The 26,973-nt window shown below is 67.4% G+C and carries 23 protein-coding genes; 10 read left to right on the top strand and 13 right to left on the bottom strand.

Annotation, left to right across the window (positions count from 1 at the left end):
• Positions 1 to 143: 143 nt before the first annotated feature.
• The 3 genes from H0A72_RS05085 to rsmA are packed head-to-tail and all read left to right on the top strand — an operon-like array spanning position 144 to position 4,818.
• Entirely contained in the window at positions 144 to 2,546 is a 2,403-nt protein-coding gene (locus H0A72_RS05085; protein ID WP_180153959.1) for an LPS-assembly protein LptD, read from the top strand.
• The gene (locus H0A72_RS05080) at positions 2,543 to 4,030 is read left to right on the top strand and encodes a peptidylprolyl isomerase (protein WP_180153958.1); all 1,488 of its coding nucleotides are present in this window, start codon (positions 2,543 to 2,545) and stop codon (positions 4,028 to 4,030) included. The genes H0A72_RS05085 and H0A72_RS05080 overlap by 4 nt, the downstream gene beginning before the upstream one ends.
• Positions 4,027 to 4,818 carry a 16S rRNA (adenine(1518)-N(6)/adenine(1519)-N(6))-dimethyltransferase RsmA gene (gene rsmA / locus H0A72_RS05075; RefSeq protein ID WP_180154049.1) on the top strand — a complete coding sequence of 264 codons (792 nt, stop codon included), beginning with the start codon at positions 4,027 to 4,029 and terminating at the stop codon, positions 4,816 to 4,818. Before H0A72_RS05080 ends, rsmA begins: the two co-directional genes overlap by 4 nt.
• 5 nt (positions 4,819 to 4,823) lie before the next feature.
• Here rsmA and H0A72_RS05070 read toward each other — a convergent pair whose 3' ends face one another.
• Complete coding sequence (locus H0A72_RS05070; RefSeq protein WP_180153957.1) at positions 4,824 to 6,053, bottom strand: nucleoside recognition domain-containing protein; 1,230 nt, start codon at positions 6,051 to 6,053, stop codon at positions 4,824 to 4,826.
• A gap of 136 nt (positions 6,054 to 6,189) precedes the next feature.
• Here H0A72_RS05070 and H0A72_RS05065 point away from each other — a divergent pair, with 136 nt between their 5' ends.
• Positions 6,190 to 8,412, top strand: coding sequence for an acyl-CoA dehydrogenase (locus tag H0A72_RS05065; protein WP_180153956.1), 2,223 nt, complete (start codon positions 6,190 to 6,192; stop codon positions 8,410 to 8,412).
• Positions 8,413 to 8,416: 4 nt separating this feature from the next.
• On the opposite strand, the gene gloA is transcribed toward H0A72_RS05065, so the two are convergent.
• Genes gloA through glyQ form a run of 6 tightly spaced genes read right to left on the bottom strand, consistent with a single transcriptional unit; the run spans position 8,417 to position 14,116 of the window.
• Positions 8,417 to 8,812, bottom strand: coding sequence for a lactoylglutathione lyase (gloA, locus tag H0A72_RS05060; protein WP_180153955.1), 396 nt, complete (start codon positions 8,810 to 8,812; stop codon positions 8,417 to 8,419).
• A 41-nt stretch (positions 8,813 to 8,853) separates the two neighbouring features.
• Positions 8,854 to 9,744 (bottom strand): M48 family metallopeptidase, encoded by an 891-nt coding sequence (locus H0A72_RS05055; RefSeq protein ID WP_180153954.1) that lies wholly within the window; start codon positions 9,742 to 9,744, stop codon positions 8,854 to 8,856.
• A complete protein-coding gene (locus tag H0A72_RS05050; protein WP_180153953.1) occupies positions 9,731 to 10,459 on the bottom strand; it encodes a lysophospholipid acyltransferase family protein in 729 nt (242 codons plus the stop codon). The genes H0A72_RS05055 and H0A72_RS05050 overlap by 14 nt, the downstream gene beginning before the upstream one ends.
• A 3-nt stretch (positions 10,460 to 10,462) precedes the next feature.
• A complete protein-coding gene (gmhB, locus tag H0A72_RS05045; RefSeq protein WP_180153952.1) occupies positions 10,463 to 11,002 on the bottom strand; it encodes a D-glycero-beta-D-manno-heptose 1,7-bisphosphate 7-phosphatase in 540 nt (179 codons plus the stop codon).
• A 34-nt stretch (positions 11,003 to 11,036) separates the two neighbouring features.
• Complete coding sequence (gene glyS / locus H0A72_RS05040; protein ID WP_180153951.1) at positions 11,037 to 13,208, bottom strand: glycine--tRNA ligase subunit beta; 2,172 nt, start codon at positions 13,206 to 13,208, stop codon at positions 11,037 to 11,039.
• Positions 13,205 to 14,116, bottom strand: a complete 912-nt coding sequence (gene glyQ, locus H0A72_RS05035; RefSeq protein ID WP_180153950.1) for a glycine--tRNA ligase subunit alpha — start codon at positions 14,114 to 14,116, stop codon at positions 13,205 to 13,207. The genes glyS and glyQ overlap by 4 nt, the downstream gene beginning before the upstream one ends.
• A 167-nt stretch (positions 14,117 to 14,283) precedes the next feature.
• Between glyQ and H0A72_RS05030 the strand changes: the two genes are divergently transcribed.
• The 5 genes from H0A72_RS05030 to H0A72_RS05010 all read left to right on the top strand — a co-directional run bounded on the left by H0A72_RS05030 (position 14,284) and on the right by H0A72_RS05010 (position 19,672).
• Complete coding sequence (locus tag H0A72_RS05030) at positions 14,284 to 15,051, top strand: crotonase/enoyl-CoA hydratase family protein (RefSeq protein WP_180153949.1); 768 nt, start codon at positions 14,284 to 14,286, stop codon at positions 15,049 to 15,051.
• Between the two features lie 66 nt (positions 15,052 to 15,117).
• Positions 15,118 to 16,638, top strand: coding sequence for a fumarate hydratase (locus H0A72_RS05025; protein ID WP_180153948.1), 1,521 nt, complete (start codon positions 15,118 to 15,120; stop codon positions 16,636 to 16,638).
• Between the two features lie 153 nt (positions 16,639 to 16,791).
• Positions 16,792 to 17,619 (top strand): HTD2 family dehydratase, encoded by an 828-nt coding sequence (locus H0A72_RS05020; RefSeq protein WP_180153947.1) that lies wholly within the window; start codon positions 16,792 to 16,794, stop codon positions 17,617 to 17,619.
• Positions 17,616 to 18,836 (top strand): CaiB/BaiF CoA transferase family protein, encoded by a 1,221-nt coding sequence (locus tag H0A72_RS05015; protein ID WP_180153946.1) that lies wholly within the window; start codon positions 17,616 to 17,618, stop codon positions 18,834 to 18,836. Before H0A72_RS05020 ends, H0A72_RS05015 begins: the two co-directional genes overlap by 4 nt.
• Positions 18,836 to 19,672, top strand: a complete 837-nt coding sequence (locus H0A72_RS05010; RefSeq protein WP_180153945.1) for an HpcH/HpaI aldolase/citrate lyase family protein — start codon at positions 18,836 to 18,838, stop codon at positions 19,670 to 19,672. The genes H0A72_RS05015 and H0A72_RS05010 overlap by 1 nt, the downstream gene beginning before the upstream one ends.
• Here H0A72_RS05010 and folK read toward each other — a convergent pair.
• From folK to hda, 4 genes are read right to left on the bottom strand one after another with little or no spacing between them, the layout of a single operon-like run.
• Positions 19,654 to 20,130, bottom strand: coding sequence for a 2-amino-4-hydroxy-6-hydroxymethyldihydropteridine diphosphokinase (gene folK / locus H0A72_RS05005; RefSeq protein ID WP_180153944.1), 477 nt, complete (start codon positions 20,128 to 20,130; stop codon positions 19,654 to 19,656). The two genes, H0A72_RS05010 and folK, sit on opposite strands and share 19 nt — an antisense overlap.
• 32 nt (positions 20,131 to 20,162) lie before the next feature.
• Positions 20,163 to 21,524, bottom strand: a complete 1,362-nt coding sequence (pcnB, locus tag H0A72_RS05000) for a polynucleotide adenylyltransferase PcnB (protein WP_180153943.1) — start codon at positions 21,522 to 21,524, stop codon at positions 20,163 to 20,165.
• Between the two features lie 10 nt (positions 21,525 to 21,534).
• Positions 21,535 to 22,236 (bottom strand): HAD family hydrolase, encoded by a 702-nt coding sequence (locus H0A72_RS04995; RefSeq protein WP_180153942.1) that lies wholly within the window; start codon positions 22,234 to 22,236, stop codon positions 21,535 to 21,537.
• Positions 22,233 to 22,940: a DnaA regulatory inactivator Hda gene (gene hda / locus H0A72_RS04990; RefSeq protein WP_180153941.1), complete on the bottom strand. Its 708-nt coding sequence runs from the start codon at positions 22,938 to 22,940 to the stop codon at positions 22,233 to 22,235. The genes H0A72_RS04995 and hda overlap by 4 nt, the downstream gene beginning before the upstream one ends.
• A gap of 142 nt (positions 22,941 to 23,082) precedes the next feature.
• On the opposite strand from hda, the gene purM reads away from it, so the two are divergent.
• Positions 23,083 to 24,135, top strand: coding sequence for a phosphoribosylformylglycinamidine cyclo-ligase (gene purM, locus H0A72_RS04985; protein WP_180153940.1), 1,053 nt, complete (start codon positions 23,083 to 23,085; stop codon positions 24,133 to 24,135).
• Between the two features lie 7 nt (positions 24,136 to 24,142).
• Here purM and miaA read toward each other — a convergent pair whose 3' ends face one another.
• Positions 24,143 to 25,087 carry a tRNA (adenosine(37)-N6)-dimethylallyltransferase MiaA gene (gene miaA / locus H0A72_RS04980; protein WP_180153939.1) on the bottom strand — a complete coding sequence of 315 codons (945 nt, stop codon included), beginning with the start codon at positions 25,085 to 25,087 and terminating at the stop codon, positions 24,143 to 24,145.
• The gene (mutL, locus tag H0A72_RS04975; protein WP_180154048.1) at positions 25,084 to 26,931 is read right to left on the bottom strand and encodes a DNA mismatch repair endonuclease MutL; all 1,848 of its coding nucleotides are present in this window, start codon (positions 26,929 to 26,931) and stop codon (positions 25,084 to 25,086) included. The genes miaA and mutL overlap by 4 nt, the downstream gene beginning before the upstream one ends.
• Positions 26,932 to 26,973: the final 42 nt, after the last annotated feature.

The raw sequence follows: 26,973 nt of genomic DNA, 5'->3' as shown, positions 1-26,973 counted from the left end.
GTTTCATGGTAGAAAATCATGGGCGGAAATAGTTGGGCGCGCTTTGCCCGCGCACGCGCGGGCTTCTCTATAATACCGGGTCGCCAATCGTTGCGGTTTGGCTGCTGTGCCAAAATATAGGCTTTTCAGGAGACACAATTCTCGTGCGTTTGGTTTGGTGGGCACTTCTTTTCGCGGCCGGGGCCCTCCCGGCGGCACAGGCGCAGCAGTCGGCTTCACCGGCTGCCGCGGGCGTAGCGCTGAAAGGATTGCAGGTCGCCCCCAAGCTGCAGGTGCACAAGAACATCGACGAAAACGACATGTCCACCTTCCTGGTGGCCGACAAGATCGAAAACGACCAGGACGGCCGGGTGGTGCTGACCGGCAAGGCCGAAGTGCGGCGCATCGACGCCATCGTCAAGGGCGACCGCATCGATTACCAGCGTTCCACCGGCGACGTGCGCGTGCGCGGCAACGGCCTCATCTTGCGCGACGCGAGCCTGATCACCGGCCCGGCCTTCGACTACAACGTCGACAAGGAAACCGGCGAAATCTCCGAACCCGATTTCTGGCTCGGCGCCACCGGCGGCGCGGGCACCGCCGCCAGGGCCGAAATGTTCAGCCGCAACCATATGCGGCTGACCGACGTCAGCTATTCGGGCTGCCCCTGCCCGGATCCCGCCTGGTACATCAAGTCGCCCAAGGTCGATCTGCATTTCGACGAAAACGAGGGCATCGCCCGCGACGGCGTTCTGTATTTCAAGGATTTTCCCATCCTTTATTCGCCGTACCTCAGTTTTCCGGTCCGCAAGGAGCGCAAATCGGGTTTTCTGCTGCCCACTTACGGGACGTCGAGCAGCGGCGGCTTCGAGGTGTCCGTTCCCTATTATTTCAATCTCGCCCCCAATTACGACCTGACGCTGATCCCGCGCTACCTCAGCAAGCGCGGCCTGCAGATGGGCGCGGAATTCCGCTATCTGGGCCAGGATTACGGCGGGCAGTTCTACGGCACCTATCTGCCCAACGACCGGGCGGCCGACCGCAAGCGCTGGTACTACGCGCTGCAGCACGTCCATGGCCTGGGCGGCGGGCTCAGCGCCAGCCTGGACGTGCGCCGCGTGTCGGACGACGATTATTTCCGCGACTTCTCTTCTTTCGGGCTGAGCGAATCCAGCTACACCTATCTGCCCAGCAGCGCCGGCCTGAGCTGGAGCGGGCAGCAGTATTTCCATGCGTCCCTGTATGCGCACACCTACCAGACGCTGCAGGACAAAAGCGGCAGCTATCTTCTGCCCCAGTACGACAGGCTGCCCGAACTGTACGTCCAGGGGGCAAGGTACAACTGGGGCGGCTTCGACCTGCGCTCGGACAACTACGCGACCCGCTTCGTGATGCCCAAGTTCAAGTACGGCACGCACCCGTATCCGGCCCAGGCCTCGGGCTTGCAGCCCTATCAGTCCTATGACGGCACGCGCTTCAGCTCGTACACCACGGTGTCCTATCCCATCATGCGCGCGGGCTGGCACGTGATACCGAAGGCGGGCCTGCATCTCAGCCAGTATTCCACCGACTGGCACGGGTTCTCGGCGCCGTTCACGCCCGCCCTGACGCCGGGGCCGCGCACGCAGTCGCGCATCCTGCCCATCGTCTCGGTGGATTCCGGCATGACCTTCGAGCGCGAGGCCTCGTTGTTCGGCAACGCCGCCATACAGACCCTGGAGCCCCGCCTTTACTACCTGCGGGTGCCTTATCGCGATCAGTCGCAGATTCCGGTCTTCGACACCTATTACGCCGACTTCAACTTCGCGCAGGCGTTCGACGAAAACATCTTCAGCGGCGGCTGGGACCGCATCGCCGACGCCGACCAGCTGACCATAGGCTTGACCAGCCGCTGGCTGGACGAAGAATCCGGCTTCGAGCGGCTGTCGCTGTCGGCCGCCCAGCGCGTCTATTTCCGCGATCAGCTGGTCACCCTGTATCCGGGCGACACGATACGCACCAAAACCAAGTCCGACTATCTGTTCGCCGCCAGCGCCGCGCTCACCGACAAGTTCTTCGTGCGCTTCGACGCCCAGTACAATCCCGAATCGCGCGACCGCAACCGCATGACGGCCGGGGTGCGCTGGGAGCCCAAGCGTCTTGCGTCGCTGTCCCTGTCCTATCGGTACAAGCGCGACCCGCGCCAGGTCATCGACCCTCAGGTCCAGACGCAGCCCGGCTATGTGGACGCCACCAAAGAGCAGGTGTCTCTTGCGGGCCAATGGCCGCTGGCCAACAAGCTTTATGCGGTCGGCCGATTCGATTATTCTCTTGCCGAGAAGCGGTCGACGCAGTCGATCTTCGGCCTGGAGTACAAGGGCGATTGCTGCTGGACCGCCCGTGTCGTGATGCAGCGTTATGCCGTGTCCAGGGAAGACGTGAATACCGCCATGTTCTTCCAGCTCGAGCTCTCCGGCCTGGGCTCCATCGGCACCGATCCCATGCGACTGTTGCGTGAGCGTGTGGCCGGCTATCAATCCGTCACGACACCAATAGCTGAGAAAACCACCTTCGAGAGGTATGAATGATGCGTAGTCCGCATGCCAAGCGCTGGCTGGCCCCCGTCCTGCTGGTCGTGATGGGCGCTTTTTATTCAGGCGCCGTTCCGGCGGCCGCGCCGGCTGCCAAGCCCGACGCTTCGAGCCGGGAATCGTCGCAGCGTTTCGTCGACGGCATCGCCGCGGTCGTCAACAAGCAGGTCATCACCTTGCATCAACTGCGGACCGAAGCCGAAGCGGCGCGCAAGGAACTCGAACGCCAGCGCATCCCCGTGCCGCCCCAGGACGCCCTGCAGCGCCAGGTGCTGCAACGCATGATCACCGACGAGCTCGAACGCCAGGAGGCCGAGCGCCTGGGCATACGCGTCACCGACGAGCACCTGGACCGCGCCCTGGAAACCATCGCGCAGCGCAACCGCATCACGACGGCCAAGCTGCGCCAGGAGATCGAGCGCTCGGGCATCAACTGGTCCGACTACCTGAAGACCCTGCGCCAGGACGTGCGTTCCGACATGCTGCGCCAGCGCGCCGTGGACAACACGATCACCATTTCCGACGCCGAGGTCGACGCCTTCCTCAAGACCCAGGGCCAGCGCACCGCCAATCCGCAGCCTTCGAGCGCGCCCGTGCCCGCCGCGCAGCAGAATCGCCCGCAGATCCTGGGGCTGGCGCAAATTCTCGTCGTGGTGCCCGAAGGTGCGCCGGCGGCCCGCGTACAGGAACTGCGCAAGAAGGCCGAGGGCCTGCTGGCGCGCGTCCGCTCGGGGGCGGACTTCGCCGGGGTGGCGGCCGCGTCGTCCGACGGGCCGGAAGCGCTCGAGGGCGGTGTATTGGGCACCCGGCCGATCGAGGGCTGGCCGGACCTCTTCGTGAAAGCCACGCAAGACCTCCAGGCCGGCCAGGTCAGCGGCATCGTGCAGAGCGGCAACGGCTTCCACATCCTGAAAGTGCTGACGCGCGGCGAGCGCGGTGGCCAGCCGGCATCGGCGCCCGCCCATGCGCCGCCCCCGACCCTCGCCCAGCCCGCCCTGCCGGAGCAGGGCCCGATGATGGTCACCCAGACTCACGCGCGCCACATCCTGATCAAGACCAGCAAGGTCATGTCCGACGAAAAAGCGCAGGCGCGCATGGCGCAGCTGCGCGAGCGCCTGGCGCATGGCGAAAGCTTCGAGACGCTGGCCAAGCGCTATTCCGAGGACGCGACGGCCCCGCAAGGCGGCGATCTGGGCTGGCTGACGCCGGGCGAAACCGTCCCCGCCTTCGAGCAGGCCATGAACGAACTCGAGGTCAATCAAATCAGCCAGCCGGTGAAGTCGCAGTTCGGCTGGCACCTGATCCAGGTGCTCGAGCGGCGCACGAAGAACATGGAGAACGAGTTCCGGCGCATGCAGGCCCGGCAGATCCTGTTCGAGCAGCGTGTCGGGCCGGCATTCGAAGACTGGCTGGGCCAGTTGCGCGGCCAGGCATACATCGACAACCGGCTCGACCCGGAATCCAGTAGCCGGCGCCGCTGATGGCTCACCAGGCGCGCAAGCGTTTCGGCCAGCATTTCCTGACGGACGAGGGCGTCATCGAGTCCATCGTCCGCGGCATCGCGCCTCGGCCCGGCGACGAAATGGTGGAAATCGGCCCCGGGCTGTCGGCCCTGACGGCGCCGCTGCTGCGGCTGCTCGACCACCTGACCGTGGTCGAGATCGACCGCGATCTCGCCCAGCGGCTGCGCCGCCAGTATCCGCCCGAAAAGCTCACGGTCGTCGAAGGCGACGCCCTGGACGTGGATTTTTCCAGCCTGGGCGGCAATCTGCGCATCGTGGGCAATCTGCCCTACAACATATCCAGTCCCTTGCTGTTCCACCTGATGCGCCACGCGGGGCGGGTCGTGGACCAGCACTTCATGCTGCAGCGGGAAGTCATCGATCGCATGGTCGCCAAGCCCTCGACGGCGGACTACGGCCGGCTGTCCGTCATGCTGCAATCGCGTTACCGCATGACCAAGCTGTTCGACGTCGCGCCCGAGGCCTTCGACCCGCCGCCGCGGGTGGTCTCGGCGGTGGTGCGCATGGTTCCCTTACCGGCCGATCGGCGCCGGCCCAAGAGCGAACAGGCTTTCGAGACAGTGGTCGCCCGCGCCTTCGCGCAGCGGCGCAAGATGCTGCGGCGCGGCCTGTCGGATTGGGCGGAATCCATTCCGTGGGCCGGCCTGGGCATCCCGGAAACCGCAAGGGCGGAGGAATTGTCCGTCGAGCGGTTCATGGATTTGTCCGACGCCTTGGTGGACGCCGGCGTGCTGCGCGACGGCTGACGGGCCTAGCCGAAGAACCAGTAGCAGATGCCGATGGACGCCAGCACGCCCGCCAGGTCGGCGAGCAGGGCGCAGCCCACGGCGTGGCGCGCCCGCTGTATGCCGACCGCTCCGAAATAGACCGCCAGCACATAGAAAGTGGTTTCCGTGCTGCCCTGTATGGTGGCGGCCAGCAGCGCGGGGAAGCTGTCGACCCCGAAATGCTGCATGGTTTCGATCAGCATGGCGCGCGCGGCGCTGCCCGAAAACGGCTTGACCAGGGCGGTGGGCAGCGCATCGACGAAGCGGCCGTCCAGGCCCGCCGCCTGGGCCAGCCATCGTATCGCGTCGAGCGCGACGTCCAGTGCGCCGGAGGCTCGCAGCACGCCGATGGCGCACAGCATGGCGACGAGATAGGGCAGCAGGTTCTTGGAGATCTCGAAGCCTTCCTTGGCCCCTTCCACGAAGTGTTCGTATACGGGGATTTTCTTGCGCGCGCCCGCCAGCAGGAAGATGATGATGATGCCGAACAGCGTAAGATTGCCCAGCAGCGAAGACGTGGCCGCGATGGCGGCGCTGCTGAGCGTCGCGAGGATGGCCATGAAGCCGCCCAGTATCAGCACCAGGCCGCCCAGCCAGGCCAGCACGACCGGGTCGTGCAGCTTGAGCCTTTGCATGAAGGCCACCGACAGCAGCCCCACCAGCGAGGACGCCGACGTGGCCAGCAGGATGGGCAGGAAGACCAGCGTGGGGTCGCTTGCGCCCTGCTGCGCCCGGTACATGAAGATGCTGACGGGAAGCAGCGTCAGCGAGGACGCGTTCAGCACGAGAAAGAGGATCTGCGCATTGCTGGCCGATTCGGGTTCCGGGTTGAGGGTCTGCAGCTCGCGCATGGCGCGCAGCCCTATCGGCGTCGCGGCGTTGTCCAGGCCCAGGCCGTTCGCCGCGAAGTTCAGGGTGATGAGCCCGATGGCGGGGTGGCCCGCCGGCACGTCCGGCATCAGGCGGCGGAACAGCGGCGTGAGCGCCCGGCCGAGCAGGTCGATCAGGCCCGCCGATTCGGCGATGCGCAAGAAGCCGAGCCAGAGCGTGAGCGTTCCGAACAGCAGGATCATCAGGCTGACCGACAGCGCCGCCATCTCGAACAGGCTTTGGACGATGCGGGTGAACACTTGCGCGTCGTGCAGGACCAGCCACTGGAAGAGTCCGGCGACCGCGGCGAGGAGGAAGAAAGCGAGCCAGAGGGCGTTGAGCATATGAATGGGAAAGCGATGGACGGCAGATGCGATTGTCGCAGACTATGGCCATTCTGGCATGGCGCGATCTCGTCCATTCGCCCGTCTTTCGGGGGATAATGGCTTGCCTGAAAGTGGCTCGTAGAAAGGAAGCATCATGAACTGGAGATCCCTGCGCCGTCAGTGGCTGACGGAACCCTTGTACCGGCTGGCGCGCGACGCCATGCCGCGCATGTCGGCGACCGAGCGCGAGGCCATCGAAGCCGGCGACGTCTGGTGGGATGCCCAGCTTTTCTCCGGCAAGCCCGACTGGAACGCCATGCTGGACGTCCACCCGCCGCGCCTCACGCCGCAAGAACAGGAATTCCTGGACGGCCCCGTGGCGCAGCTGTGCCATATGCTGCACGAATGGGACATCGTCTGGCGCGACGGCGATCTGCCTCCCGAAGTCTGGGCCTTCATGAAAGAGCAGGGCTTCTTCGGCATGATCATTCCCCAGGAATACGGCGGCCTGGGGTTTTCCGCCTACGCGCATTCCGAAGTCGTGCGGCAGATCTCCGTCCGTTCCGTGACGGCGGCCGTCACCGCGATGGTGCCCAATTCGCTGGGGCCCGGTGAACTGCTCATGCAGTTCGGCACGCAGGAGCAGCGCGAATACTGGCTGCCCAGGCTCGCCCGCGGCGAAGAAATCCCCTGCTTCGGGCTGACCAGCCCCGAGGCCGGCTCGGATGCCGCGTCCATGATCGATACCGGCGTGGTGTGCAAGCAGCTCGTCGACGGCGTGGAGACCCTGGGCGTGCGCCTGAACTGGCGCAAGCGCTACATCACCCTGGCGCCGGTGGCCACGGTGCTGGGCCTGGCGTTCAAGCTCCAGGATCCCGACGCCCTGATCGGCTCGCAGCCCGAGCCGGGCATCTCCGTGGCGCTGGTCCCCACGAATCTGCCGGGCGTGTCCATCGGGCGCCGCCACCTGCCCGCCATGCAGGCCTTCCAGAACGGCCCCACCGAAGGGAAAGACGTATTCGTGCCCATCGACGCCCTGATCGGCGGCATCTCGCAGGCCGGGCGCGGCTGGCAGATGCTCATGAGCGCGCTGTCGGCCGGCCGCGGCATTTCGCTGCCCTCGCTGTCGGCGGCCGCATGCACGTTCGCCGCGCATACCGCCGGCGCCTATGCCCGCGTGCGCACGCAGTTCGGGATACCGATAGGCCGCTTCGAAGGCGTGCAGGAAAAGCTCGGCAGGCTGGCGGCCAATGCCTACCTGGTCGAGGCCGCCAGGCGCTATACCTGCGCGGGCCTGGATCTCGGGTACAAGCCCGCCGTGATCTCCGCCATCATGAAGCTGCACGCCACGGAACGCATGCGCCAGTCCGTGAACGACGCCATGGACGTGCACGCCGGCAAGGCGGTCATCGACGGCCCCGACAACTACCTGGGCAACCTGTACCGCGCGCTGCCGGTGGCGATCACCGTGGAAGGCGCCAACATCCTCACGCGCAGCCTCATCGTGTTCGGGCAGGGCGCCATCCGCTCGCATCCCTACCTCATGCAGGAAGTGCTCGCGCTCGGCGATCCCGACCAGGCGGCCGGGCAGGACGCCTTCGACGCCCTGGTCTGGAAGCACCTGGCTCACGGCGCCCGCAACGCCCTGCGCGCGGCCGGCCACGCCTGGACGGCCGGCCTGTTCGCGTCGGCTCCCGGCCGCGCCGGCCCGGTCTCGGGCTATTACCGGCGGCTGGGACGGTATGCCTCGGCCTTTGCCCTGGTGTCCGAAGCCGCCCTGTTCAGCCTGGGCGGCTCGCTCAAGCGCAGGGAAATGCTTTCCGCCCGCCTGGGCGACATTCTCGCCGAACTCTTTCTGGTTTCGGCGGTGCTCAAGCGCTGGCACGACGAAGGCCGGCACGAGTCCGACCTGCCGCTGGTCCGGCTTTGCGCCCAGCAGGGGTTCTGCACGATGGAAAAACGCCTGAGCGAAGTCCTGCACAACCTGCCGGCGCGCGGGCTGGCCCTTGCCTTGCGCGCCCTGCTGCTGCCGCCGGGGCTGTCCGCCAATGCGCCGGACGACGCGCTGATGGCCAATTGCGCCAATATCCTGCTGGAGCCCTCCGACACCCGCGACCGGCTCGTGGGCGCGGTATGGGACGGCCACGACAGCCCTGCGGTGGAACAGCTGGAACGCGCCTACGAACTGGTGATCGAAGCGCAGCCGGTGCTCGACCGCGTGCGCCATGCCGGCTTGAAGGACTGGCGGCTGGCCTACGAGAAAGGCGCGATCACCCAGGCCCAGGCCGACACCATCGAGGCCGCCGAGGCCGCCGTGGCCCGGGTCATCGAGGTGAATGATTTCGCGCCGGGCGAATTCGCGCGCGGGCCGCGCTGAGCCTTCAGTCGACGCGCGACTTGCGCTGGATGAGCTCGATCTTGTAGCCGTCGGGGTCTTCGACGAAGGCGATGACCGTCTGGCCGTGCTTCATGGGGCCGGCTTCGCGCGTGACCTTGCCGCCTTTTTCCTTGATGCGGGCACAGGCCTCGTAGGCGTCCTCCACCTCCAGCGCGATGTGGCCGTAGCCATTGCCCAGGTCGTAGCGGTCGGTGTCCCAGTTGTGCGTGAGCTCGATGGCGGCGCCTTCGCTTTCATCCTGGTAGCCGACGAAGGCGAGGGTGAATTTGCCTTCGGGATAATCCTTGCGGCGCAGCAGCCTCATGCCCAGGACCTCGGTGTAGAAGGCCAGCGAGCGATCCAGGTCGCCCACGCGCAGCATGGTGTGTAGTAAACGCATAGAAGTCTCCTTGACGATGGGTGAAAGAATGGACGGCGCCGTCAGATCAGCGGCAAGGTGCCCGGGTCATGCCGGCGCAGCGCATCGCGCGCGCGTTCGAAGCCCGGCAGGATGCGGCCGACCTCGCGCCAGAAGTCTTTGCCGTGATTCATTTCGCGCAGGTGAGCGATCTCGTGCGCGACCACGTAGTCGATGACGTCCTTGCTGAAGTGTATCAGCCGCCAATTGAGCATGATGTTGCCGTCGCTGCTGCACGAACCCCAGCGGGTCGCCGCCGAGGAAAGCCGCCAGCGCCGCATGGCGAGGCCGCTGCGTTCGAGAAAGAAGGCCAGGCGCCGGCCGAAGTGGTCGCGGGCCTGCTGCTGCAGCCAGGCGTGCGCGCTGTCGCGGATGCGGTCGCGGTCGGCATCGGCCGGCAGGGCCAGGTACAGGCCGTCCCCTTCACGCGGCTCGTGCAGGATGCCGCTGAAGCTCGGCTTCTTCTGCGCGCCGTCCAGCCTCAGGGTGATGCGCACGCCCAGGTAGGGGACGGCGCCCCCGTCCTGCCATTGCGTCTCGGCGGTCGCCAGTAGCTGCTGCCTGGCGTGGCGCGCGCGCAGCTTGTCGAGGATCCAGTGCGCCTTCTCGGCCACCGCCGCGTCGATCTGGCTCAGGCTGACCCAGTTGGGGGCGGTCACCTGCAGCCCGTCGTCGTTGACCACCAGCCCTATGCTCTTGCGCCGCGAGCGGCGCAGCACGAAACCTATGGTCTGCTGGGGCGCCGCGACCTCGCGCCAGCGGGCGTTGGCCGGCAGGGCGGGCGGCGGGGCGATGGGGACGGGGGCGTCGGGGCGCAGGCGAGCCGGCTCCGCGGGCCTGGGGGCCGCGGCCGGGGGCGCGCCCGCGGGCTCCGGCATGTCGGGAAACAGGGAGAACTGTTCAGCCGAGCCCATAGCGCTCGGGGTTCAGGACCCGCATCTCGCCCTCGATCCAGTCCCGGACTTTCTGGTTGAGCTCGGCCGCGTCCATGCCGGCCGGATCGATGACCGGCCCGATGGACACCGTGACCAGGCCCGGCTTCTTGATGAAAGCCTTGCGGGGCCAGCATTCGCCGGCATTGTGGGCGACCGGGATCACGGGCGTGCCGGTGCGCACGGCGAGCAGGGCACCGCCCATCTTGTAGCGCCCCTCTTTGCCGGGCGGAATGCGCGTGCCTTCGGGAAACAGCAGCGGCCAGCGCCCTTCGTTGATGCGGTCTTGCCCGATGCGGATCACTTGCTCGAAGGCGTCGCGGCCCTTGGAGCGGTCGATGGGTATCATGCGCAGCAGCGCCAGCCCCCATCCGAAGAAAGGCAGCCAGTGCAATTCTTTCTTGTAGACGAAGCAGACTTCGCGCGGCATGTAGGCGGGAAAGAAAAAGGTCTCCCAGGCGGACTGATGCTTGGACAGAATGATCGCCGGGCCGTCGGGAAGATTTTCGGCGCCTTTCAGTTGCCACTTGATGCCGAGTATGGTTCTTGCGCCCCAGACGCCCAGGCGCGGCCAGCCCGCCGTGAGCCGGTAGCGCCAATGCAGGGGCAGGGGCGACCACAGGACGCAGGCGATGGCATAAGGGATGACGGTGACGACAAGAAACAGCTGATAGAGGGTTGCGCGGAGCACGGCCATGATTCAGTCCTCTGAGAGCCAGGCGTCGACGGCCAGGGAAAGGTCGGCCGTCACACGCGTTCCGGCGGGCAGGCCGCCTTTTTCATGGGTCTTGGGGCCGTTGCCCGTCAGCACGAGCCAGGGCGCGCAGCCGGCGGCCGCGGCGGCCTGCAGGTCGCGCAGGGAATCCCCCGCCGCGGGGACGCCTTTCAGGTCGATGTCGTAGCGGCGGGCGATGTCGTGGAACAGCCCGGGATTGGGTTTGCGGCAGGCGCAGCCATCGTCGGGGCCATGCGGGCAGACGAAGATGGCGTCTATGGCGCCGCCGGCGACGGCGACTTCGCGGCGCAGCTTGGCATGGATGGCGTTGAGCGTGTCCATGCTGAACAGGCCGCGGGCGAGGCCGGACTGATTGCTGGCGATGACCACCCGCCAGCCCGAGCGCGAGAGCCGCGCGATGGCGTCCAGGCTGCCCGGCAAGGCGATCCATTCGTCCGGGTGCTTGATGAATTCGGCGCTGTCGTGGTTGATGACGCCGTCGCGGTCGAGGATGGCGAGCTTCACCTTGCCGCGCCCCGGTGTTCAGCGCTGGACGGCTTCATGCGGCATCCTTTTTGGCGTCGGCCGGCCCCAGCATGGAGATGTCGGCGACCTGGTTCATGACCAGATGGAGCTCGTTCAGCAGGGCGAGGCGGTTGGCGCGCAGCGCGGGGTCGTCGGCCATGACCATGACGTCGTTGAAGAAGGCGTCCACCGCGTCCTTGGCCTGGGCCATGGTGGCCAGGGCGCCGGTGAAGTCGCCGCCGTCCAGCCGCGCCCGGGTTTGCGGCGCCAGGCGCGCCACGGCGTCGGCCAGGGCGCGTTCCGCCGGTTCCACCAGGACGCCGGCATCGACGGCGCCGATGGCGGCGTCGGCCTTCTTCAGCAGATTGGAAATGCGCTTGTTGGCGGCGGCCAGGCTGTCCGCCTCGGGCATGCGGGCGAACTGGGCGCAGGCCTGGATGCGGGCGTGGACCTGATGCAGCGCCGGCTCCAGGGCCAGCACCGCGTCCACCACCTTGCGGTCGAACTCGCCGCTCAGTTGATTGCGGTAGCGCTCGAAGACGAAAGCCCGGACTTCGGCCGCCGTGCCGGCGGCCAGCGCATCGGGCTCGAACGTGCCGGCGGCGAAGTCCAGGAGGTCGGACAGGCGCAGGCCCTGGGCGTCGGTGACGTTCAGGTAGCCGCCGGCTTCGAGCTGTTCGTAGGCGCTGATCAGGCCCAGCGCGGCGCGGCGCAGGCCGTAGGGGTCGCGCTCGCCGGTGGGCACCAGGCCTATGCCCCAGATGCCGGTCAGGGTTTCCAGGCGTTCGGCCATGAACAGCACGGCGGCGACCAGGGAGTCGTTCGTGACGGGGGCGTCGAGGCGGATGCGGTATTGATTGCGGATGGCCAGGACGACGTCGGCGGCTTCCTGGTCGGCCTGCGCATAGTACGCGCCCATGATGCCTTGCAGCTCGGGGAATTCGGCCACCATGTTGGAGTTCAGGTCGGCCTTGGCGAGCAGGGCGGCGCGGTCCGCGCGGTCGGGGTCGGCGCCCAGCCGGGCGGCGATGTGCCGGGCGATCCGGCGGATGCGGCCCACGCGCTCGAGCTGGGAGCCCAGCTTGTTGTGATAGACGCTGGCCGCGAGGCTTTCGACGCGCTCGGCCAGCGGCGTCTTGCGGTCGGTCTCGAAGAAGAACTGGGCGTCGGCGAGGCGGGGGCGCACGACGCGCTGGTTGCCTTCGATGATGTTCACGGGGTCGTCGACCCGCATGTTGCTGACGATCAGGAAGCGGTGCGTGAGCTTGCCGGTGGCGGGCTCGAACAGCGGGAAATACTTCTGGTTCAAGCGCATGGTCAGGATCAGGCATTCCGGCGGCACGCCGAGGAACCGTTCCTCGAACTCGCCCACGTAGACGGTGGGGTGTTCGACCAGGGCGGTGACTTCGTCCAGCAGCGCATCGACCTCGGGGCCGTCGCCTATGCCGGCGTGCAAGGCCCGGGCCCGGTCGTGCAGCTGTTCGCGGATCATGGCGCGGCGTTCGTCGAAGGACGCGACCGCCATGCCGTCGTTCAGCAGCTGCGCCTGGTAGGTGTCCGGCGAGGCGATGTCGAGCGCCTGCTTGCACATGAAGCGGTGGCCCATGGTCTGGCGGCCGGCTTGCAGGCCCAGGGCCTGCACCGGCACGACGTCGTTGCCCCACAGCGCCAGCAGCGAGTGGGCGGGCCGCACGAATTTCACGCTGCTGACGCCGTCGGCCAACTGATAGCGCATCACCTTCGGTATGGGCAGGCTGGCCAGCGCATGGTCGAGCGCTTCCTGGACGCCGGCCGCGAGCCCCATGCCGCGCGTCGTGCCCTTGGCGTAGAGGTAGTCCTGCTTGCCGTCGGATTCGGTGACCAGGTCGGCGGGCGTGAGCTGCGCCAGCCCTTTGGCCGCGAGCTTCTTGGCCAGCGCCGGGCTGATCTCGCCGGTTTCGGTCAGGCCGATCTTGGCCGGCATGAGTTTTTCGGTGTAGCTTTGTTCGGGCGCCTGTTCCAGCACGGCGGACAGATGCGCCGCCAGCCGGCGGGGCGTTGCGAAATCGGCCACGGTGCAATCCGGCGCCAGGAGATGGTGCTGCGCAAGCACTTTGCGCACGCCCTCCGCGAAAGCCTTGCCGAGCTTTTGCAGCGCCTTGGGCGGCAGTTCTTCGGTGAATAATTCTATGAGCAGCGGTTTGGTCGTCACGGTGGCGGAGTTCATTCTGCGGCCTCCGTGCCGGCGGTGTCGACGAGCATGGGGAATCCTAGTTTTTCGCGTGAATCAAAATAGGCTTGCGCGACGGCGCGCGACAGATTGCGTATGCGGCCGATATAGCTTGCGCGTTCGGTGACGCTGATGGCGCCGCGCGCGTCCAGCATGTTGAAGGTGTGCGCCGCCTTCAGCGTGGCTTCGTAGGCGGGAAGCGCGAGCGGTACGGCTATCATGCGCTGCGCCTCGGCTTCGTAGTCGTTGAAGTGGGCGAACAGCATCTTGGTGGAGGCGTACTCGAAGTTGTAGGCGGACTGCTCGACTTCGTTCTGGTGGAAGACGTCGCGGTAGTAGATCTTGCGGCCGTTCGCGGCTTCCGTCCAGACCAGGTCGTACACGCTTTCGACGCCTTGCAGATACATGGCCAGGCGTTCCAGGCCGTAGGTGATTTCACCGGTGGTGGGGTTGCAGTCCAGGCCGCCGACCTGCTGGAAATACGTGAACTGGGTGACTTCCATGCCGTTCAGCCAGACTTCCCAGCCCAGGCCCCAGGCGCCCAGCGTGGGGTTTTCCCAGTCGTCTTCCACGAAGCGGATGTCGTGCTCGCCGGGGTCGATGCCCAGCGCCTTGAGCGAGCCGATGTACAGGTCGATGATCTCGGGCGGCGCGGGCTTGAGCACCACCTGGTATTGGTAATAGTGCTGAAGGCGGTTGGGGTTTTCGCCGTAGCGGCCGTCTTTGGGGCGCCGCGAGGGCTGCACATAGGCGGCTCGCCATGGCTCGGGCCCGATGGAACGCAGAAAGGTTGCCGTGTGCGAGGTGCCGGCGCCGACTTCCATGTCGTAGGGCTGAAGAAGCGCGCAACCCTGGCCGTCCCAGTACTGCTGTAGCGTTAAAATGATTTGCTGAAAAGTGAGCATGAGCGATGGTCAGTAAAACGATGAGCCGCAAAATTTTTCAATTTTAACTGGTTCCGCCGTGTCGCTGTGCCATGCCGCCCCCAAGACCATGGGCAATTGGCCGTATGATGTTGGGTTATCTATCAAACAGCGCCTCGCCGGGCGCGGACTTCTATGGGGATCGTTTCATGTCCGAGTTGGTGAAAGTTGAAATCATCGATCGAATCCAGATCATCACGGTCAATCGGCCGCAAGCGCGGAACGCCATCAATTACGAAACGGCGCACGAACTCGCCGCCGCCCTGGATCGGCTCGACGCCGACGACGACGTCGTCATCGGCATCCTGACCGGCGCCGAAGGCACGTTCTCGTCGGGCATGGATCTCAAGGCTTTCGCCCAGAGCGGCCAGCGCCCCCTGGTCGAAGGCCGCGGCTTCGCGGGCCTGTGCGAACGGCCGCCGCGCAAGCCCATCATCGCCGCCGTCGAAGGCTATGCGCTGGCGGGCGGCTTCGAAATGGCCCTGTCCTGCGACATGATCGTCGCGGCCAACAACGCGAATTTCGGCCTGCCCGAAGTGAAGCGCGGCATCGTCGCCGGCGCCGGCGGCATGCTGCGCCTGCCAAGCCGCATTCCTTACCACATCGCCATGGAAGCCGTGCTGACCGGTGAAATGCTGCCCGCGGCGCGCATGCACGGCTATGGCCTGGTCAACCGCCTGGTGGAGCCCGGCCAGGCGCTGGAAGCCGCGCTGGAATTGGCCCGCATCGTCGCGGGCAACGGCCCCCTGGCGGTCCAGACCGCCAAGAAGATCGTGACCGAATCGCGCGACTGGCGCCAGGCCGACATGTTCGACCTGCAACGCCCCCGGGTCGCCCACATATTCGCGTCGGCCGACGCCAAGGAAGGCGCGACGGCTTTCGCCGAGAAGCGCAAGCCCGTGTGGCGCGGCAAGTAAGACCGCGTCGCCGCAAGGAAACCGGCGAGCTCATCGGCTCGCCATTTTTACGATTGAGCCCCACCCATGACCATCATCAAAGAAAACGACTTCATCCAGTCCATCGCGGACGGCGTGCAGTTCATCAGCTACTACCACCCCGCCGACTACATCCAGCACCTGGCGCGCGCCTACGAGCGCGAGCAGAGCCCGGCGGCCAAGGACGCCATCGCCCAGATCCTGACCAATTCGCGCATGTGCGCCGAAGGCCGCCGGCCCATCTGCCAGGACACCGGCGTGGTCAACGTGTTCCTGAAAATCGGCATGGACGTCCGCTTCGACACCAGGCGCGGCATGCAGGAGCTCTGTGACGAGGGCGTGCGCCAAGGCTATCTGAATCCGGATAACCCGCTGCGCGCGTCCATCCTCACAGACCCCCTGTTCACGCGCAAGAACACGCGCGACAACACGCCCTGTATCGTCAGCGTGGAGCTCGTCCCGGGCGACAAGGTCGACGTCCAGATCGCGGCCAAGGGCGGCGGCTCGGAGAACAAATCCAAGTTCGTCATGCTCAATCCCAGCGATTCGCTGGTCGATTGGGTCTTGAAGACCGTGCCCCAAATGGGCGCCGGCTGGTGTCCGCCCGGCATGCTGGGCATAGGCGTGGGCGGCACGGCCGAAAAAGCCATGCTGATGGCCAAGCAGGCCTTGATGGAAGACATCGACATGTACGAGCTCATGCAGCGCGGGCCGCAGAACAAGCTCGAAGAGCTGCGCATCGAGCTCTACGAGAAGGTGAACGCGCTGGGCATCGGCGCCCAGGGCCTGGGCGGGCTCACCACCGTGCTGGACGTCAAGATCAACACTTTCCCCACCCATGCTGCGTCCAAGCCGGTCGCCATGATCCCGAACTGCGCGGCCACCCGCCATGCGCATTTCACGCTGGACGGCTCGGGCCCGGCGGTGCTGACGCCGCCTTCGCTGTCCGACTGGCCCGATGTCCACTGGGCGCCCGACTACAACAAATCGCTGCAGGTCGACCTGAACACCCTGACCAAAGAACAGGTGGCGAGCTGGAAGCCCGGGCAGACCCTGCTGCTGTCCGGCAAGATGCTCACCGGCCGCGACGCGGCGCACAAGCGCATCCAGGACATGCTCGAGCGCGGCGAGCCGCTGCCGGTCGACTTCACCAACCGCGTGATCTATTACGTCGGCCCGGTCGATCCGGTGCGGGACGAAGTCGTCGGCCCGGCGGGCCCCACCACGTCCACCCGCATGGACAAGTTCACCGGCATGATGCTCGAAAAAACCGGCCTGATCTCCATGATAGGCAAGGCCGAGCGCGGGCCCGCGGCGATCGAGGCCATACGCCGGCACGGGTCCGCCTACCTGATGGCCGTGGGCGGCTCCGCCTACCTGGTGTCGAAGGCGATCCGCGGGGCCAAGGTCGTGGGCTTCGAGGACCTGGGCATGGAGGCCATCTACGAATTCGACGTCAAGGACATGCCGGTCACCGTGGCGGTGGATTCCCAGGGCGTTTCGGTGCACGACACCGGCCCGCGCGAATGGCGCAGCCGCATCGCCGAGATCCCGCTGGTGCCGGTCTGACGCGGGCAGGGGGCGGGCTCCGCACGGGGTCCGGTCCCCTTGCTGGCGCGCCGTGTTAGCCTGGGCGGAATCCCGCCTTATTCAAAAACGAATTCCCAAAGCGGCCGCCAGCGTTCAAGCTACGGGCCTGACAATTCGCTTTGGAGTATGCACATGACGCAAGAGCTCGATGCATGGGTGGGGCGCAGCGACCGCTGCGACGACAACATCGATCCCGGCCACATAAAAAAGGTCGCCTTGACGCTGGACGCCCCGTGCCCCGCGCCGGGCGAGGCGCTGCCTCTGCTGTGGCACTGGGCGCTGTTCGTGAACGCGGTTCCCCATGATGAAATCGGCGAGGACGGCCACCCCCGCCGGGGCGGCTTCCTGCCGCCGGCGGACGACCGGAACCGCATGTGGGCCGGGGGCCGGCTGGAGTTCCTGGCTCCCTTGCGCGTGGGCGTCCCGGCCGCCCGCGAATCCCGCATCGCGGCGATCCAGGAAAAAGAGGGGCGCACCGGCAAGCTGCTGTTCGTGACGGTGAAGCACGAGTATTTCCAGGGGGGCGCGCTGTGCATTTCCGAAGAGCAGGACATCGTCTATCGCGAACCCGCGGCGCCCAAGCTGCAGGGCACGGTGCCGGCGCCCGAGGCGCAGTGGTCGGAGCGCGTCCACCCCGATCACGTCATGCTGTTCCGGTATTCGGCGGTGACCTTCAACGGGCATCGCATCCATTATGATCAGGACTACGCCATGCACCGGGAGGGCTATCCCGGCCTGGTCGTGCATGGCCCCATGATCGCCACCTTGCAGTGCCGGGCGTTCACCCGGGCGCATCCGGAAAAACAGGTCGCGGCTTTTTCCTATCGCGGCCTCAGGCCCTTGATCGCGCCCCGCGACTTCCGCGTGGAGGGCGCGCTGACCGGCGCCGATTCCGCCGCGCTCTGGGCCCAGCAAGACGGCATGGTGGCCCATCAGTCCGAGCTGAGGTTCCGCCCATGAGCCCGGACACTCCGCCGGCGCGGAACGCCCCGGCCGGGCCGCGGCCGCTCGACGGCATCACGGTCGTCAGCCTGGAGCACGCGATCGCCGCCCCGTTCTGCACGCGGCAGCTGGCCGACATGGGCGCCCGGGTCATCAAGATCGAACGGCCGGGCGTCGGCGACTTCGCCCGCGGCTACGATGAGCGCGTCAAAGGCATGTCGTCCCATTTCGTCTGGACCAACCGGTCCAAGGAAAGCCTGGCGCTCGACCTCAAGCGGCCCGAGGCGGCCGGCATCCTGCGGCAGCTCCTGGGCAAGGCCGACGTCCTGGTGCAGAACCTGGCGCCGGGCGCCGCGGCGCGGCTGGGCTTGTCGTTCGAGGCCTTGCAGGAACTGAACCCGCGCCTCATCGTCTGCGACATATCCGGCTATGGCGAGGGCGGCGACTACCAGGACAAGAAAGCCTACGACCTGCTCATCCAGAGCGAAAGCGGTTTTCTGTCGGTCACCGGCACGCCCGAAAGCCCGGCCAAGGCGGGCTGCTCGATTTCCGACATCTCCGCCGGCATGTACGCCTACAGCGGCATTCTGTCCGCGCTGCTGCTGCGGGAACGCACCGGGCGCGGCAGCCGGCTGGACGTCTCCATGCTGGAAAGCACGGTCGAATGGATGGGCTTTCCCATGTATTACGCGTTCGACGGCGCGCCGCCGCCGCCGCGCGCCGGCGCGTCGCATGCCACCATCTATCCCTATGGGCCGTTTCCGGTCGGGGACGGAACGGAGATCATGCTGGGCCTGCAGAACGAGCGCGAATGGGCGGCGTTCTGCCGCATCGTGCTGCGGCAGCCCGAACTCGCGGAAGACGGCCGCTATGGCAGCAATTCGCAGCGGGTCGCCAACAAGGGCAGCCTGCGCGCCCTCATCGTGACCGCCTTCGCGACGCTGTCGCGCGATCAGGTCATCGAACGGCTCGAGCAGGCGCAGATCGCCAACGCCAGCGTCAACACCATGCACGACGTCTGGCGCCATCCGCAACTGGCCGGGCGCGGCCGCTGGCGCCAGGTCGACAGCCCGGTGGGCCCGCTGCCCGCGCTCATTCCGCCGGGCGGCAATTCCGCATTCGAGGCGCGCATGGACAGGATTCCGGCGCTTGGCGAGAATACCGGCGCCATCCTGGCCGAGCTCGGCTATACCGCCGAGCAGGTCCAGGCGCTTTACGACCAGGGAGTCATCTGATGAAGTACAAATCCATACGCGCGGCCTTGTTCGTTCCGGCCAGCCGGCCCGAACGGTTCGCCAAGGCGCTGGCGGCGGGCGCCGACGCCGTCATCATCGATCTCGAAGATGCGGTCGAGACCGGCCTGAAAGCGCAGGCCCGGGCGCACGTGCTCGAATTCGCGCGCGGCAATCCCGGCGCCGCCTTCATGCTGCGCGTGAACGGCGCGGACACCGAATGGTTCGACGCGGACATCGACCTCTGCCGCCAGTGCCCGGCGCTGTCCGGGGTGGTGCTGCCCAAGGCCGAATCGGCCGCGCAGGTGGCGCGCGCGGCGGCGGCCGGCAAGCCCGTCACGCCCATCGTCGAAAGCGCCGCCGGCGTGCTGGCGCTGGCGGCCCTGGCGGCGGCGCCGGGCGTCGAAAGGTTATCCTTCGGCAGCCTGGACCTGATGCTGGAAACCGGCACGGCGCCCGATACCGCCGGCGCGCGGCTGCTGCTGGACCACATCCGCTGCCAGATACTGCTGCACAGCGCGGCTTGCGGCCTGGCGGCGCCGCTGGACGGCGTCCACCCCAATTTTTCCGATCTCGAAGGGCTGGAACGCATCGCCACCCAGGTCGCGCAAATGGGGTACGGCGGCATGCTCTGCATCCATCCGGCGCAGGTGCCCGTCATCGTCCGGGCGTTTGCGCCGCCGCCCGACCAGCAGGCATGGGCCCGGCGCGTGGTCGCCATGGCCGACGAGACCGGCTCCTTCGCCTTCCAGCTGGACGGCAAGATGGTGGATGCGCCGGTCATCGAACGCGCCCGGCGCATCCTGGCGGCGGCGGGGGGTCAGTCCGGCAATATCTGAAGCTCCTGGCCGGCGCAGGCGGCGAGCAGCTCGGGCAGGCCGCCTTGCGGCAGCACCGTGTCCGGCGCCAGGTCGGCCAGGGGGCGCAGCACGAAGGCGCGCTGGTGCATGCGCGGATGCGGCACGGTCAGGTCGGCGTCGTCTATCGTTTCGGCGCCGTACAGCAGCAGGTCCAGGTCGAGGGTGCGCGGGGCGTTGCGGTACGGCCGCAGGCGGCCGTGGCGGTCTTCGATGGCCTGCAGCGCCTTCAGCAGGGCGTGCGCGTCCAGCGACGTCCGGATCGCGGCGACGGCATTGACGTAGTCCGGCCCGCCGGCATCGACCGGCGCGCTGCGATAGAAACGCGACAGGGCGAGTCCGGCCGTCCCGGGCAGCTCCGACAGTTCGCGCGCCGCGGCCAGCAGGGTCCGGCGCGCATCGCCCAGATTCGCGCCCATTCCGATGTATGCCAGGATCATTCCCGCTCCGCGTTCCGCATGCCGCCGAGCGCTCAGCCGTGAGCGGCCGCCGGCGCGCTTTTGCGCGCCGCGCGCTTGCGCGGGCTGCGGCGGCGCTTGCCGGCCGGGGGCTTGCCGCGCTGCGCCGCCTGGTAGGCCTCGATCATTTCCGCGCGGACGGCGTCTTCGGCGTTGGCCAGGTCCATCCACCACTGGGCCTGCACGCTGTCCACTTCCTTGGCTTCGGCGCGCAGCTGCAGGAAGTCCACCGCCGCGCGGAACCTGGGCTGCTCCAGCATGCGCCATATGGCGCGGGCGCTGACGTGCTCGAAGCGCGCCTGCATGAACCAGATTTCGCGCATGTCGGACTGGAAGCGCCGCTGTATGGCGAGTTTCCGGGTCTGTTCTTCCATGACGGAATCGGCGGCCAGCATGAGGGCCTGGGCGGCGTGCTCGCCGCCCTCGATCAGCGCCAGCCAGCGCTTCTTGACCAGCTTCCAGAGCAGGGCCGCGAACAGGAAACTGGGGCTGATGGTCTTGCCCGCCCGCACGCGGGCGTCGGTCCGGGCCAGCGCCAGATCCACGAACTGTTCGCCGCCTTCTTCTTCGAAGATGAGGTCGATGAGCGGCAGCAGCCCCTGGTGCAGGCCGGCTAGACGCAGCTGGCGCAGGCAGTCCATGGCGTGGCCGCAGGTGAGCAGCTTGAGGATTTCATCGAACAGGCGCGAGGCCGGCACGTTCTCGATGAGATGGCACAGGCGTGCGATGGGCTCGCCCGTGGCCGGGTCCAGCTTGGCGTCCAGCTTGGCGGCGAAACGGATGGCGCGCAGCATGCGGACCGGGTCTTCGCGATAGCGTTTTTCCGGATCGCCTATCATGCGCACCACGCGCTTCTTCAGGTCGGCGACGCCCCGATGGTAGTCGATGACTTCTTCGTTGATGGGGTCGTAATACAGCGCGTTCAGGGTGAAGTCGCGGCGGGCCGCGTCTTCTTCCTGCGTGCCGAACAGGTTGTCGCGCAGGATGCGGCCGTGTTCGTCGGTGTCTTCGTCGGCCGCCCCGTTGGCGCGGAAGGTGGAGGTCTCGATGATTTCCTGGCCGAAGACCACGTGCACCAGCTGGAAGCGCTTGCCGATGATGCGCGCGCGGCGGAACAGCGGGCGGATCTGATCCGGGGTTGCGTTGGTGGCGACGTCGAAATCCTTGGGCTCCAGGCCGACGATGAGGTCGCGCACCGCGCCGCCGACGATGTAGGCTTCATAGCCTTCGTGGCGCAGCACTTCGCAGACTTTGATCGCATGGCGGGAAACCAGGCGGCGATCGATGCCGTGCTTGTCGCGCGACAGGCGCTCGGGCCCGCGCGCCGGCGCGGAAAACAGGCGCGAAACGAAGTTTTTTATTGTTTCTTTCAACATGAGCGGTATTTTATGACTTTGCGTCCCGCATGTCCTTGAACAGGTCGAGTATCTTCCAGCCGCGCTGCCGCGCGACCTCGCGCAGGGTGTCGCTGGGATTGGTGGCGATGGGGTGGCTCACGACTTCCAGCAGCGGCAGGTCGTTGGGCGAATCGCTGTAGAAATAGCTGCGCGAGAAATCGTCCAGGCGCAGGCCCATGCCCGCCAGCCAGTCATTGACCCGCGTGATCTTGCCGGCCTGGAAGCTGGGCACGCCCTGGATGCGCCCCGTGTAGCGGCCGTCGAGCATTTCCGGGATCGTGGCGATCAGGTTGGGGATGCCGAAGGCGCGGGCGATGGGGGTGGTGACGAATTCATTGGTGGCGGTGACGATGGCGCACAAGTCCCCTTGGGCCAGATGTTCGCGCACCAGTTCGGTGGCCGTGGGCAGGATGGCGGGGCGGATGATCTCGGCCATGAACTGTTCGTGCCAGCGGGCCAGTTCGGGCGGCTCGGCGCGGGTCAGCAGGCCCAGCATGAATTCGGCGGACTGTTCCGCGGTCAGCTGGCCGGCGTTGTAGCGCAGCATCAGTTCTTCATTGCGGCGCTGGGCCTCGGCGGGATCGCCGGCCCGGCCGGTGCGCGCCAGGTAGTCGGCCCACTGGTAGTCGCTGTCCAGCGGCAGCAGCGTGTGGTCGAGATCGAATAGGGCCAGGCGTTTCGAGGAGGTCATAAATCGGCAGCTTCGGTGTTGGACTGGCTCGAGGCCAGCAGGTCTTTCAATAGGGGCAGCGTGATGGCGCGGTGCTTTTCCAGGGAATAGCGGTCCAGGGCGTCCACCAGGGCGCTCAGCCGGCTCATGTCGCGCGCGTAATGCGTCAGCACCCAGTTGACGACTTCCGTGGAAAGCTCCAGCCCCCGGTCGCTTGCGCGCTGCTTGAGCGCACGCGCGCGGTCGTCGTCGGAAAGCGGGTCCAGGCGGAAGACCAGGTCCCAGCCCAGGCGCGTGCGCAGGTCTTCGCGCAGCGGCATGGCCAGCGGCGCGCGGTCGCCCGCCAGAATCAGCGCGAAACCCTGTTCCGTCGAGGCCACTTCGCGCCAGCGATTGTACAGTGTGAACAGCGCCGCCTGCCCGTCGGCATCCAGGCGCTGGACGTCGTCGATGGCGATCAGCCGGTAGGGCGGGGGGTCGGCGGTGGCGATTTCCTTCAGCGCCCGCGCCGGGCCCGGCGGGCTGAAATAGAAGGCCTGCCCGTCGCCGGCCAGGGCGCGCAGCAGGTGGCTGCGGCCCACGCCGGGCGCGCCCCACAGGTAGATGGCCCGGCCGGAGCGCCAATGGCGCAGGGCGTCCAGCGCTTCCTGGTTGCCGCCCGCGACGAAGTTTTCCAGCGAAGGGGGCGGGGGCGGCAGAAGGTCTAGTATCAGTTGCTGTGTCATGGGTGTCGGCTTGTCGACAGTCCGCCGGCCGGGCCGGGCGCCCGCCGCCCGGCATGCGGGCATGCCGGACCGCGTTCATCGTAAAATCAAGCCTGGTTATTTAATTCAACATGCAATTCTTACATATCCCACGGCATTTCTCATGAATAACAAACATTCCGCTTCCCTGACCTACCGCGATGCGGGCGTCGACATCGACGCCGGCGAAGCGCTGGTCGATCGCATCAAGCCGCTCGCGGCCAGGACCATGAGGGCGGGGGTCATGGCGGGCATCGGCGGCTTCGGCGCGCTGTTCGAGGTGCCGCCGCAGCTGAAGGAGCCCGTGCTGGTTTCGGGAACCGACGGCGTCGGCACCAAGCTGCGCCTGGCTTTCGAATGGAATCGCCACGATACCGTGGGCATCGACCTGGTGGCGATGAGCGTCAACGACATCCTGGTGCAGGGCGCGGAACCGCTCTATTTCCTGGACTATTTCGCTTGCGGCAAGCTGTCCGTCGACACCGCCGCCAGCGTGATCGGCGGCATCGCCCGGGGCTGCGAGCTGGCGGGCTGCGCCCTGATCGGCGGCGAAACCGCGGAAATGCCCGGCATGTATCCCGACGGCGAATACGACCTGGCCGGATTCGCCGTCGGCGCGGTCGAAAAATCCCGCATCATCGACGGCAAAAGCATACAGCCGGGCGACGCCGTGCTGGGCCTGGCGTCCAGCGGCGCGCATTCCAACGGGTTTTCGCTGCTGCGCAAAATCCTCACGCACGCCAACGCGCGGCCCGGCCAGGAATTGGGCGGCCGCCCGCTGGAAGACGTCGTCATGGAGCCCACCCGCATCTACGTCAAGTCCGTGCTCGCGGCCTTGCAGGCGCATGGGGCCGCCATCAAGGGGCTTGCCCACATCACGGGCGGCGGCCTGCTGGACAACGTGCCCCGCATTCTGCAGCCGGGGCTGGCGGCGCGCCTGCACCGCGACGCCTGGGCCATGCCCGAACTGTTCTCCTGGCTGCAGCAGAACGGCGGCGTGGCCGACGCGGAGATGCATCGCGTATTCAACTGCGGCATCGGCATGGTGGTCGTCGTTCCGGCCGACCAGGCGGACGCCGTCGCCGCCACGCTGGCCGCCCAGGGCGAGCAGGTCAGCCGCCTGGGCGAGATCATCGAGCGGGAAGGCGCCGGCGCGCCCCAGACGATCGTCGTCTGACGCCGGTTCAGCCGTGGTCGCCGGGCCAGTGCGCGGCGACCTTGCGCAGCACCTGTTCCGCCGCGCTTGCCGACAGGCAGTCCACGACTTCTCGTTCAGGCAGCGAGCGCAGCCACGTCAGCTGGCGTTTCGCCAGTTGGCGCGTGGCCGCCGTGGCCCGCTCCACGGCTTCTTCCAGGCCGATCCGGCCTTCCAGGTGATCCCATAGCTGCCGGTATCCCACGCAGCGGATGGCGGGCAGGCCCGTGTGCAGGTCGCCGCGCTCGTACAAGGCCCGGACTTCCTCGACCAGGCCGTTTTCTATCATGCTCCGGTAGCGCGCCGCGATGCGCGCGTGCAGAGCGAGGCGGTCCGAAGGCTCCAGGCTGATGGTGGCGAAGGACAGGCTGTCGTCGCGGCGCGCCGGCGCGTCGCTCAGCCACGCGGACATGCTGCGCCCGCTGGCGCGGTAGATCTCGATGGCCCGCTGCAGCCGCTGGCTGTCGTTGGGCGCCAGCCTCTGGGCGGTTTGCGGGTCGTAGGCCGCCAGTTGGCGATGCAGCGCGGGCCAGCCGACCAGGCGGGCTTCTTCGTCGATCTGGGCGCGCAGCGCCGGGTCGGCGGGGGGCAGCGCGCTCAGACCCTCGCGCAGCGCCTTGTAGTACAGCATGGTGCCGCCCGAGAGCAGCGGCAGCCTGCCGCGGGCGCGGATGTCGTGGATCAGGCGGGTGGCGTCCGCATGGAAGTCCGCGGCCGAATAGCTTTCCGAGGGGTCGCGGATGTCCAGCAGGTGGTGGGGCGCCAGCGCTCGTTCCTCGCGCGAGGGCTTGGCGGTGCCGATGTCCATGCCGCGGTAGATGGTGGCGGAGTCCATGGCGATGATCTCGACCGGCCAGCGCCGCGCGATCGCGAGCGTCGTGGCGCTTTTTCCCGCCGCGGTGGGGCCGGCAAGGCAGATGACGGGGAAGCTCATTGGCCGCGCATGAAGAGTTTGTCCAGGTCTTTCAAGGGCCATTGCACCCAGGTGGGGCGGCCGTGATTGCATTGGTCCGCCCGTTCCGTGCGCTCCATGCGGCGCAGCAGCGCGTTCATTTCATCCAGGCTCAGCCGGCGGTTGGCGCGCACGGAGCCGTGGCAGGCCATGGTGGAAAGCAGCTCGTTGCGCTGCTCGGTCAGGCGCGGCGAAACGCCGACGTTCGCCAGATCGCGCAGGACGCCGCGCGCGAGCGATTCGATGTCGCCGTGGGCCAGCAGCGCGGGCACCGCGCGCACGGCCAGCGAGGCCGGCCCGGCGGGGCGCAGGTCCAGCCCCAGCTCGTTCAGCGTGGCGGCATGTTCTTCGGCCAGCGCCAGGTCTTTTTCGCCGACATTGAACACGATCGGAACCAGGAGTTCCTGCCGGGGAAGGTCCTGCGCGTCCATGGCGGCTTTGAGCTGTTCGTACACGACTCTTTCGTGCGCGGCATGCATGTCGACCAGGACCATGCCGGACCGGTTCTGCGCCAGGATGTAGATGCCGTGCAACTGGCCCAGAGCCATGCCCAGGGGGAATTCGTCGTCCGGCAAGTCGGTGCGCGCGGGCGCCGCGCCCGGCGATGCCTCGATGGGACGATAGAAGGACTGCCAGTCCGTGGCGGCGGGCGAGCCATGATCGTTCAGGCGGAAGGCCTGCTGCGCAGGCGGTCGGGACGGGGGGTGGTAGGCGGGCATGCCGCGGCTCGGCGCGTCGGCGTACGGCTGCGGCGCCGCGGCTTCGTGCCGTGCGGGCGAGGGGCCCGATGGCGGCACGGCGGCGGCGTCGAGGAAGCCGGGCGCGGCCGCGGCCTGGCCGCCCGCGGCGGCCAGCGCGTTTCCGAGCGTCTGGCTCACGTAGCGGTGTATGGCGCCGCTGTCCCGGAAGCGGACCTCGTGCTTGGCGGGGTGCACGTTGACGTCGACGCCGGCCGGGTCGACCGCCAGGAACAGCACGAAGGCGGGCTGGCGGTCGCCGTGCAGGACGTCCGCATAAGCCTGGCGGATGGCGTGCGACACGCTGCGGTCCCGGACGTAGCGCCCGTTCACGTACAGGAATTGGCGGTCGGCGCGGCTGCGGGCGAAAGTGGGGCGGGTGATGATGCCTTGCAGCGAGATCAGGCCCTGCTCCTGCCAGATCTCCAGGCCTTGCTCGATGAACTCCGCGCCCAGGATGTCGCGCACGCGCTGCAGGGGGTCGGTCGCGCGCCAGTTGCGCTGCGCCTTGTCGTTGTGGAACAGGCGGAAGGCGACCTGGGGATGCGCCAGCGCGATGCGTTCCAGGGCATCCACGCAATGGCCGTATTCCGTGGCCTCGGACTTCAGGAACTTGCGCCGGGCGGGAATGTCGTCGAACAGCTGCCGCACGTCTATGGTCGTTCCCTGGGCGCCCGCCGCGGCCTGCGGCGTCTCGCTCCGGCTGGAGATCTGCCAGGCGTGCGGGCTGCCGGCGGTGCGCGAGGTCAGGCTGACGCGCGCCACCGAGGCGATCGAGGCCAGGGCCTCGCCCCGGAACCCCATGGAGCCCACCGATTCCAGCTCGCTCAGCGTGGCGATCTTGCTGGTGGCGTGGCGCATCAGCGCCAGATGCAGTTCGTCCTTCGGGATGCCGCAGCCGTCGTCGGTCACGGCGATGCGCCGGATGCCGCCGCCGTCCAGCCGGACTTCGATGGCGCGCGCGCCGGCATCCAGGGAGTTTTCCAGGAGCTCTTTCAGGACGGAGGCCGGGCGCTCGATCACTTCGCCGGCGGCGATCTGGCTGATGAGCAGGTCGGGCAGGGGGGCGATGGAACGGCGTTCCGGCATGGCGGCATTCATTTCCATGGGCATGGCGGGTGGGGTGGACAT

This window comes from Parapusillimonas granuli, assembly GCF_013416525.1.
In the GTDB taxonomy this organism is placed as follows: domain Bacteria; phylum Pseudomonadota; class Gammaproteobacteria; order Burkholderiales; family Burkholderiaceae_B; genus Parapusillimonas; species Parapusillimonas granuli.
Note: the sequence above shows the minus strand (reverse complement) of the source record. Positions and strands in the feature narration are given on the sequence as shown.

Excerpts from the sequence above, each read along its gene's own strand:
- H0A72_RS05080 (WP_180153958.1), top strand. The coding sequence starts at position 2,543 with ATGATGCGTAGTCCGCATGCCAAGCGCTGGCTGGCCCCCGTCCTGCTG.
- H0A72_RS05070 (WP_180153957.1), bottom strand. The coding sequence starts at position 6,053 with ATGCTCAACGCCCTCTGGCTCGCTTTCTTCCTCCTCGCCGCGGTCGCC.
- H0A72_RS05065 (WP_180153956.1), top strand. The coding sequence starts at position 6,190 with ATGAACTGGAGATCCCTGCGCCGTCAGTGGCTGACGGAACCCTTGTAC.
- gloA (WP_180153955.1), bottom strand. The coding sequence starts at position 8,812 with ATGCGTTTACTACACACCATGCTGCGCGTGGGCGACCTGGATCGCTCG.
- H0A72_RS05055 (WP_180153954.1), bottom strand. The coding sequence starts at position 9,744 with ATGGGCTCGGCTGAACAGTTCTCCCTGTTTCCCGACATGCCGGAGCCC.
- H0A72_RS05050 (WP_180153953.1), bottom strand. The coding sequence starts at position 10,459 with ATGGCCGTGCTCCGCGCAACCCTCTATCAGCTGTTTCTTGTCGTCACC.
- glyS (WP_180153951.1), bottom strand. The coding sequence starts at position 13,208 with ATGAACTCCGCCACCGTGACGACCAAACCGCTGCTCATAGAATTATTC.
- glyQ (WP_180153950.1), bottom strand. The coding sequence starts at position 14,116 with ATGCTCACTTTTCAGCAAATCATTTTAACGCTACAGCAGTACTGGGAC.
- H0A72_RS05030 (WP_180153949.1), top strand. The coding sequence starts at position 14,284 with ATGTCCGAGTTGGTGAAAGTTGAAATCATCGATCGAATCCAGATCATC.
- H0A72_RS05025 (WP_180153948.1), top strand. The coding sequence starts at position 15,118 with ATGACCATCATCAAAGAAAACGACTTCATCCAGTCCATCGCGGACGGC.
- H0A72_RS05020 (WP_180153947.1), top strand. The coding sequence starts at position 16,792 with ATGACGCAAGAGCTCGATGCATGGGTGGGGCGCAGCGACCGCTGCGAC.
- H0A72_RS05015 (WP_180153946.1), top strand. The coding sequence starts at position 17,616 with ATGAGCCCGGACACTCCGCCGGCGCGGAACGCCCCGGCCGGGCCGCGG.
- H0A72_RS05010 (WP_180153945.1), top strand. The coding sequence starts at position 18,836 with ATGAAGTACAAATCCATACGCGCGGCCTTGTTCGTTCCGGCCAGCCGG.
- folK (WP_180153944.1), bottom strand. The coding sequence starts at position 20,130 with ATGATCCTGGCATACATCGGAATGGGCGCGAATCTGGGCGATGCGCGC.
- pcnB (WP_180153943.1), bottom strand. The coding sequence starts at position 21,524 with ATGTTGAAAGAAACAATAAAAAACTTCGTTTCGCGCCTGTTTTCCGCG.
- H0A72_RS04995 (WP_180153942.1), bottom strand. The coding sequence starts at position 22,236 with ATGACCTCCTCGAAACGCCTGGCCCTATTCGATCTCGACCACACGCTG.
- hda (WP_180153941.1), bottom strand. The coding sequence starts at position 22,940 with ATGACACAGCAACTGATACTAGACCTTCTGCCGCCCCCGCCCCCTTCG.
- purM (WP_180153940.1), top strand. The coding sequence starts at position 23,083 with ATGAATAACAAACATTCCGCTTCCCTGACCTACCGCGATGCGGGCGTC.
- miaA (WP_180153939.1), bottom strand. The coding sequence starts at position 25,087 with ATGAGCTTCCCCGTCATCTGCCTTGCCGGCCCCACCGCGGCGGGAAAA.
- mutL (WP_180154048.1), bottom strand. The coding sequence starts at position 26,931 with ATGCCGGAACGCCGTTCCATCGCCCCCCTGCCCGACCTGCTCATCAGC.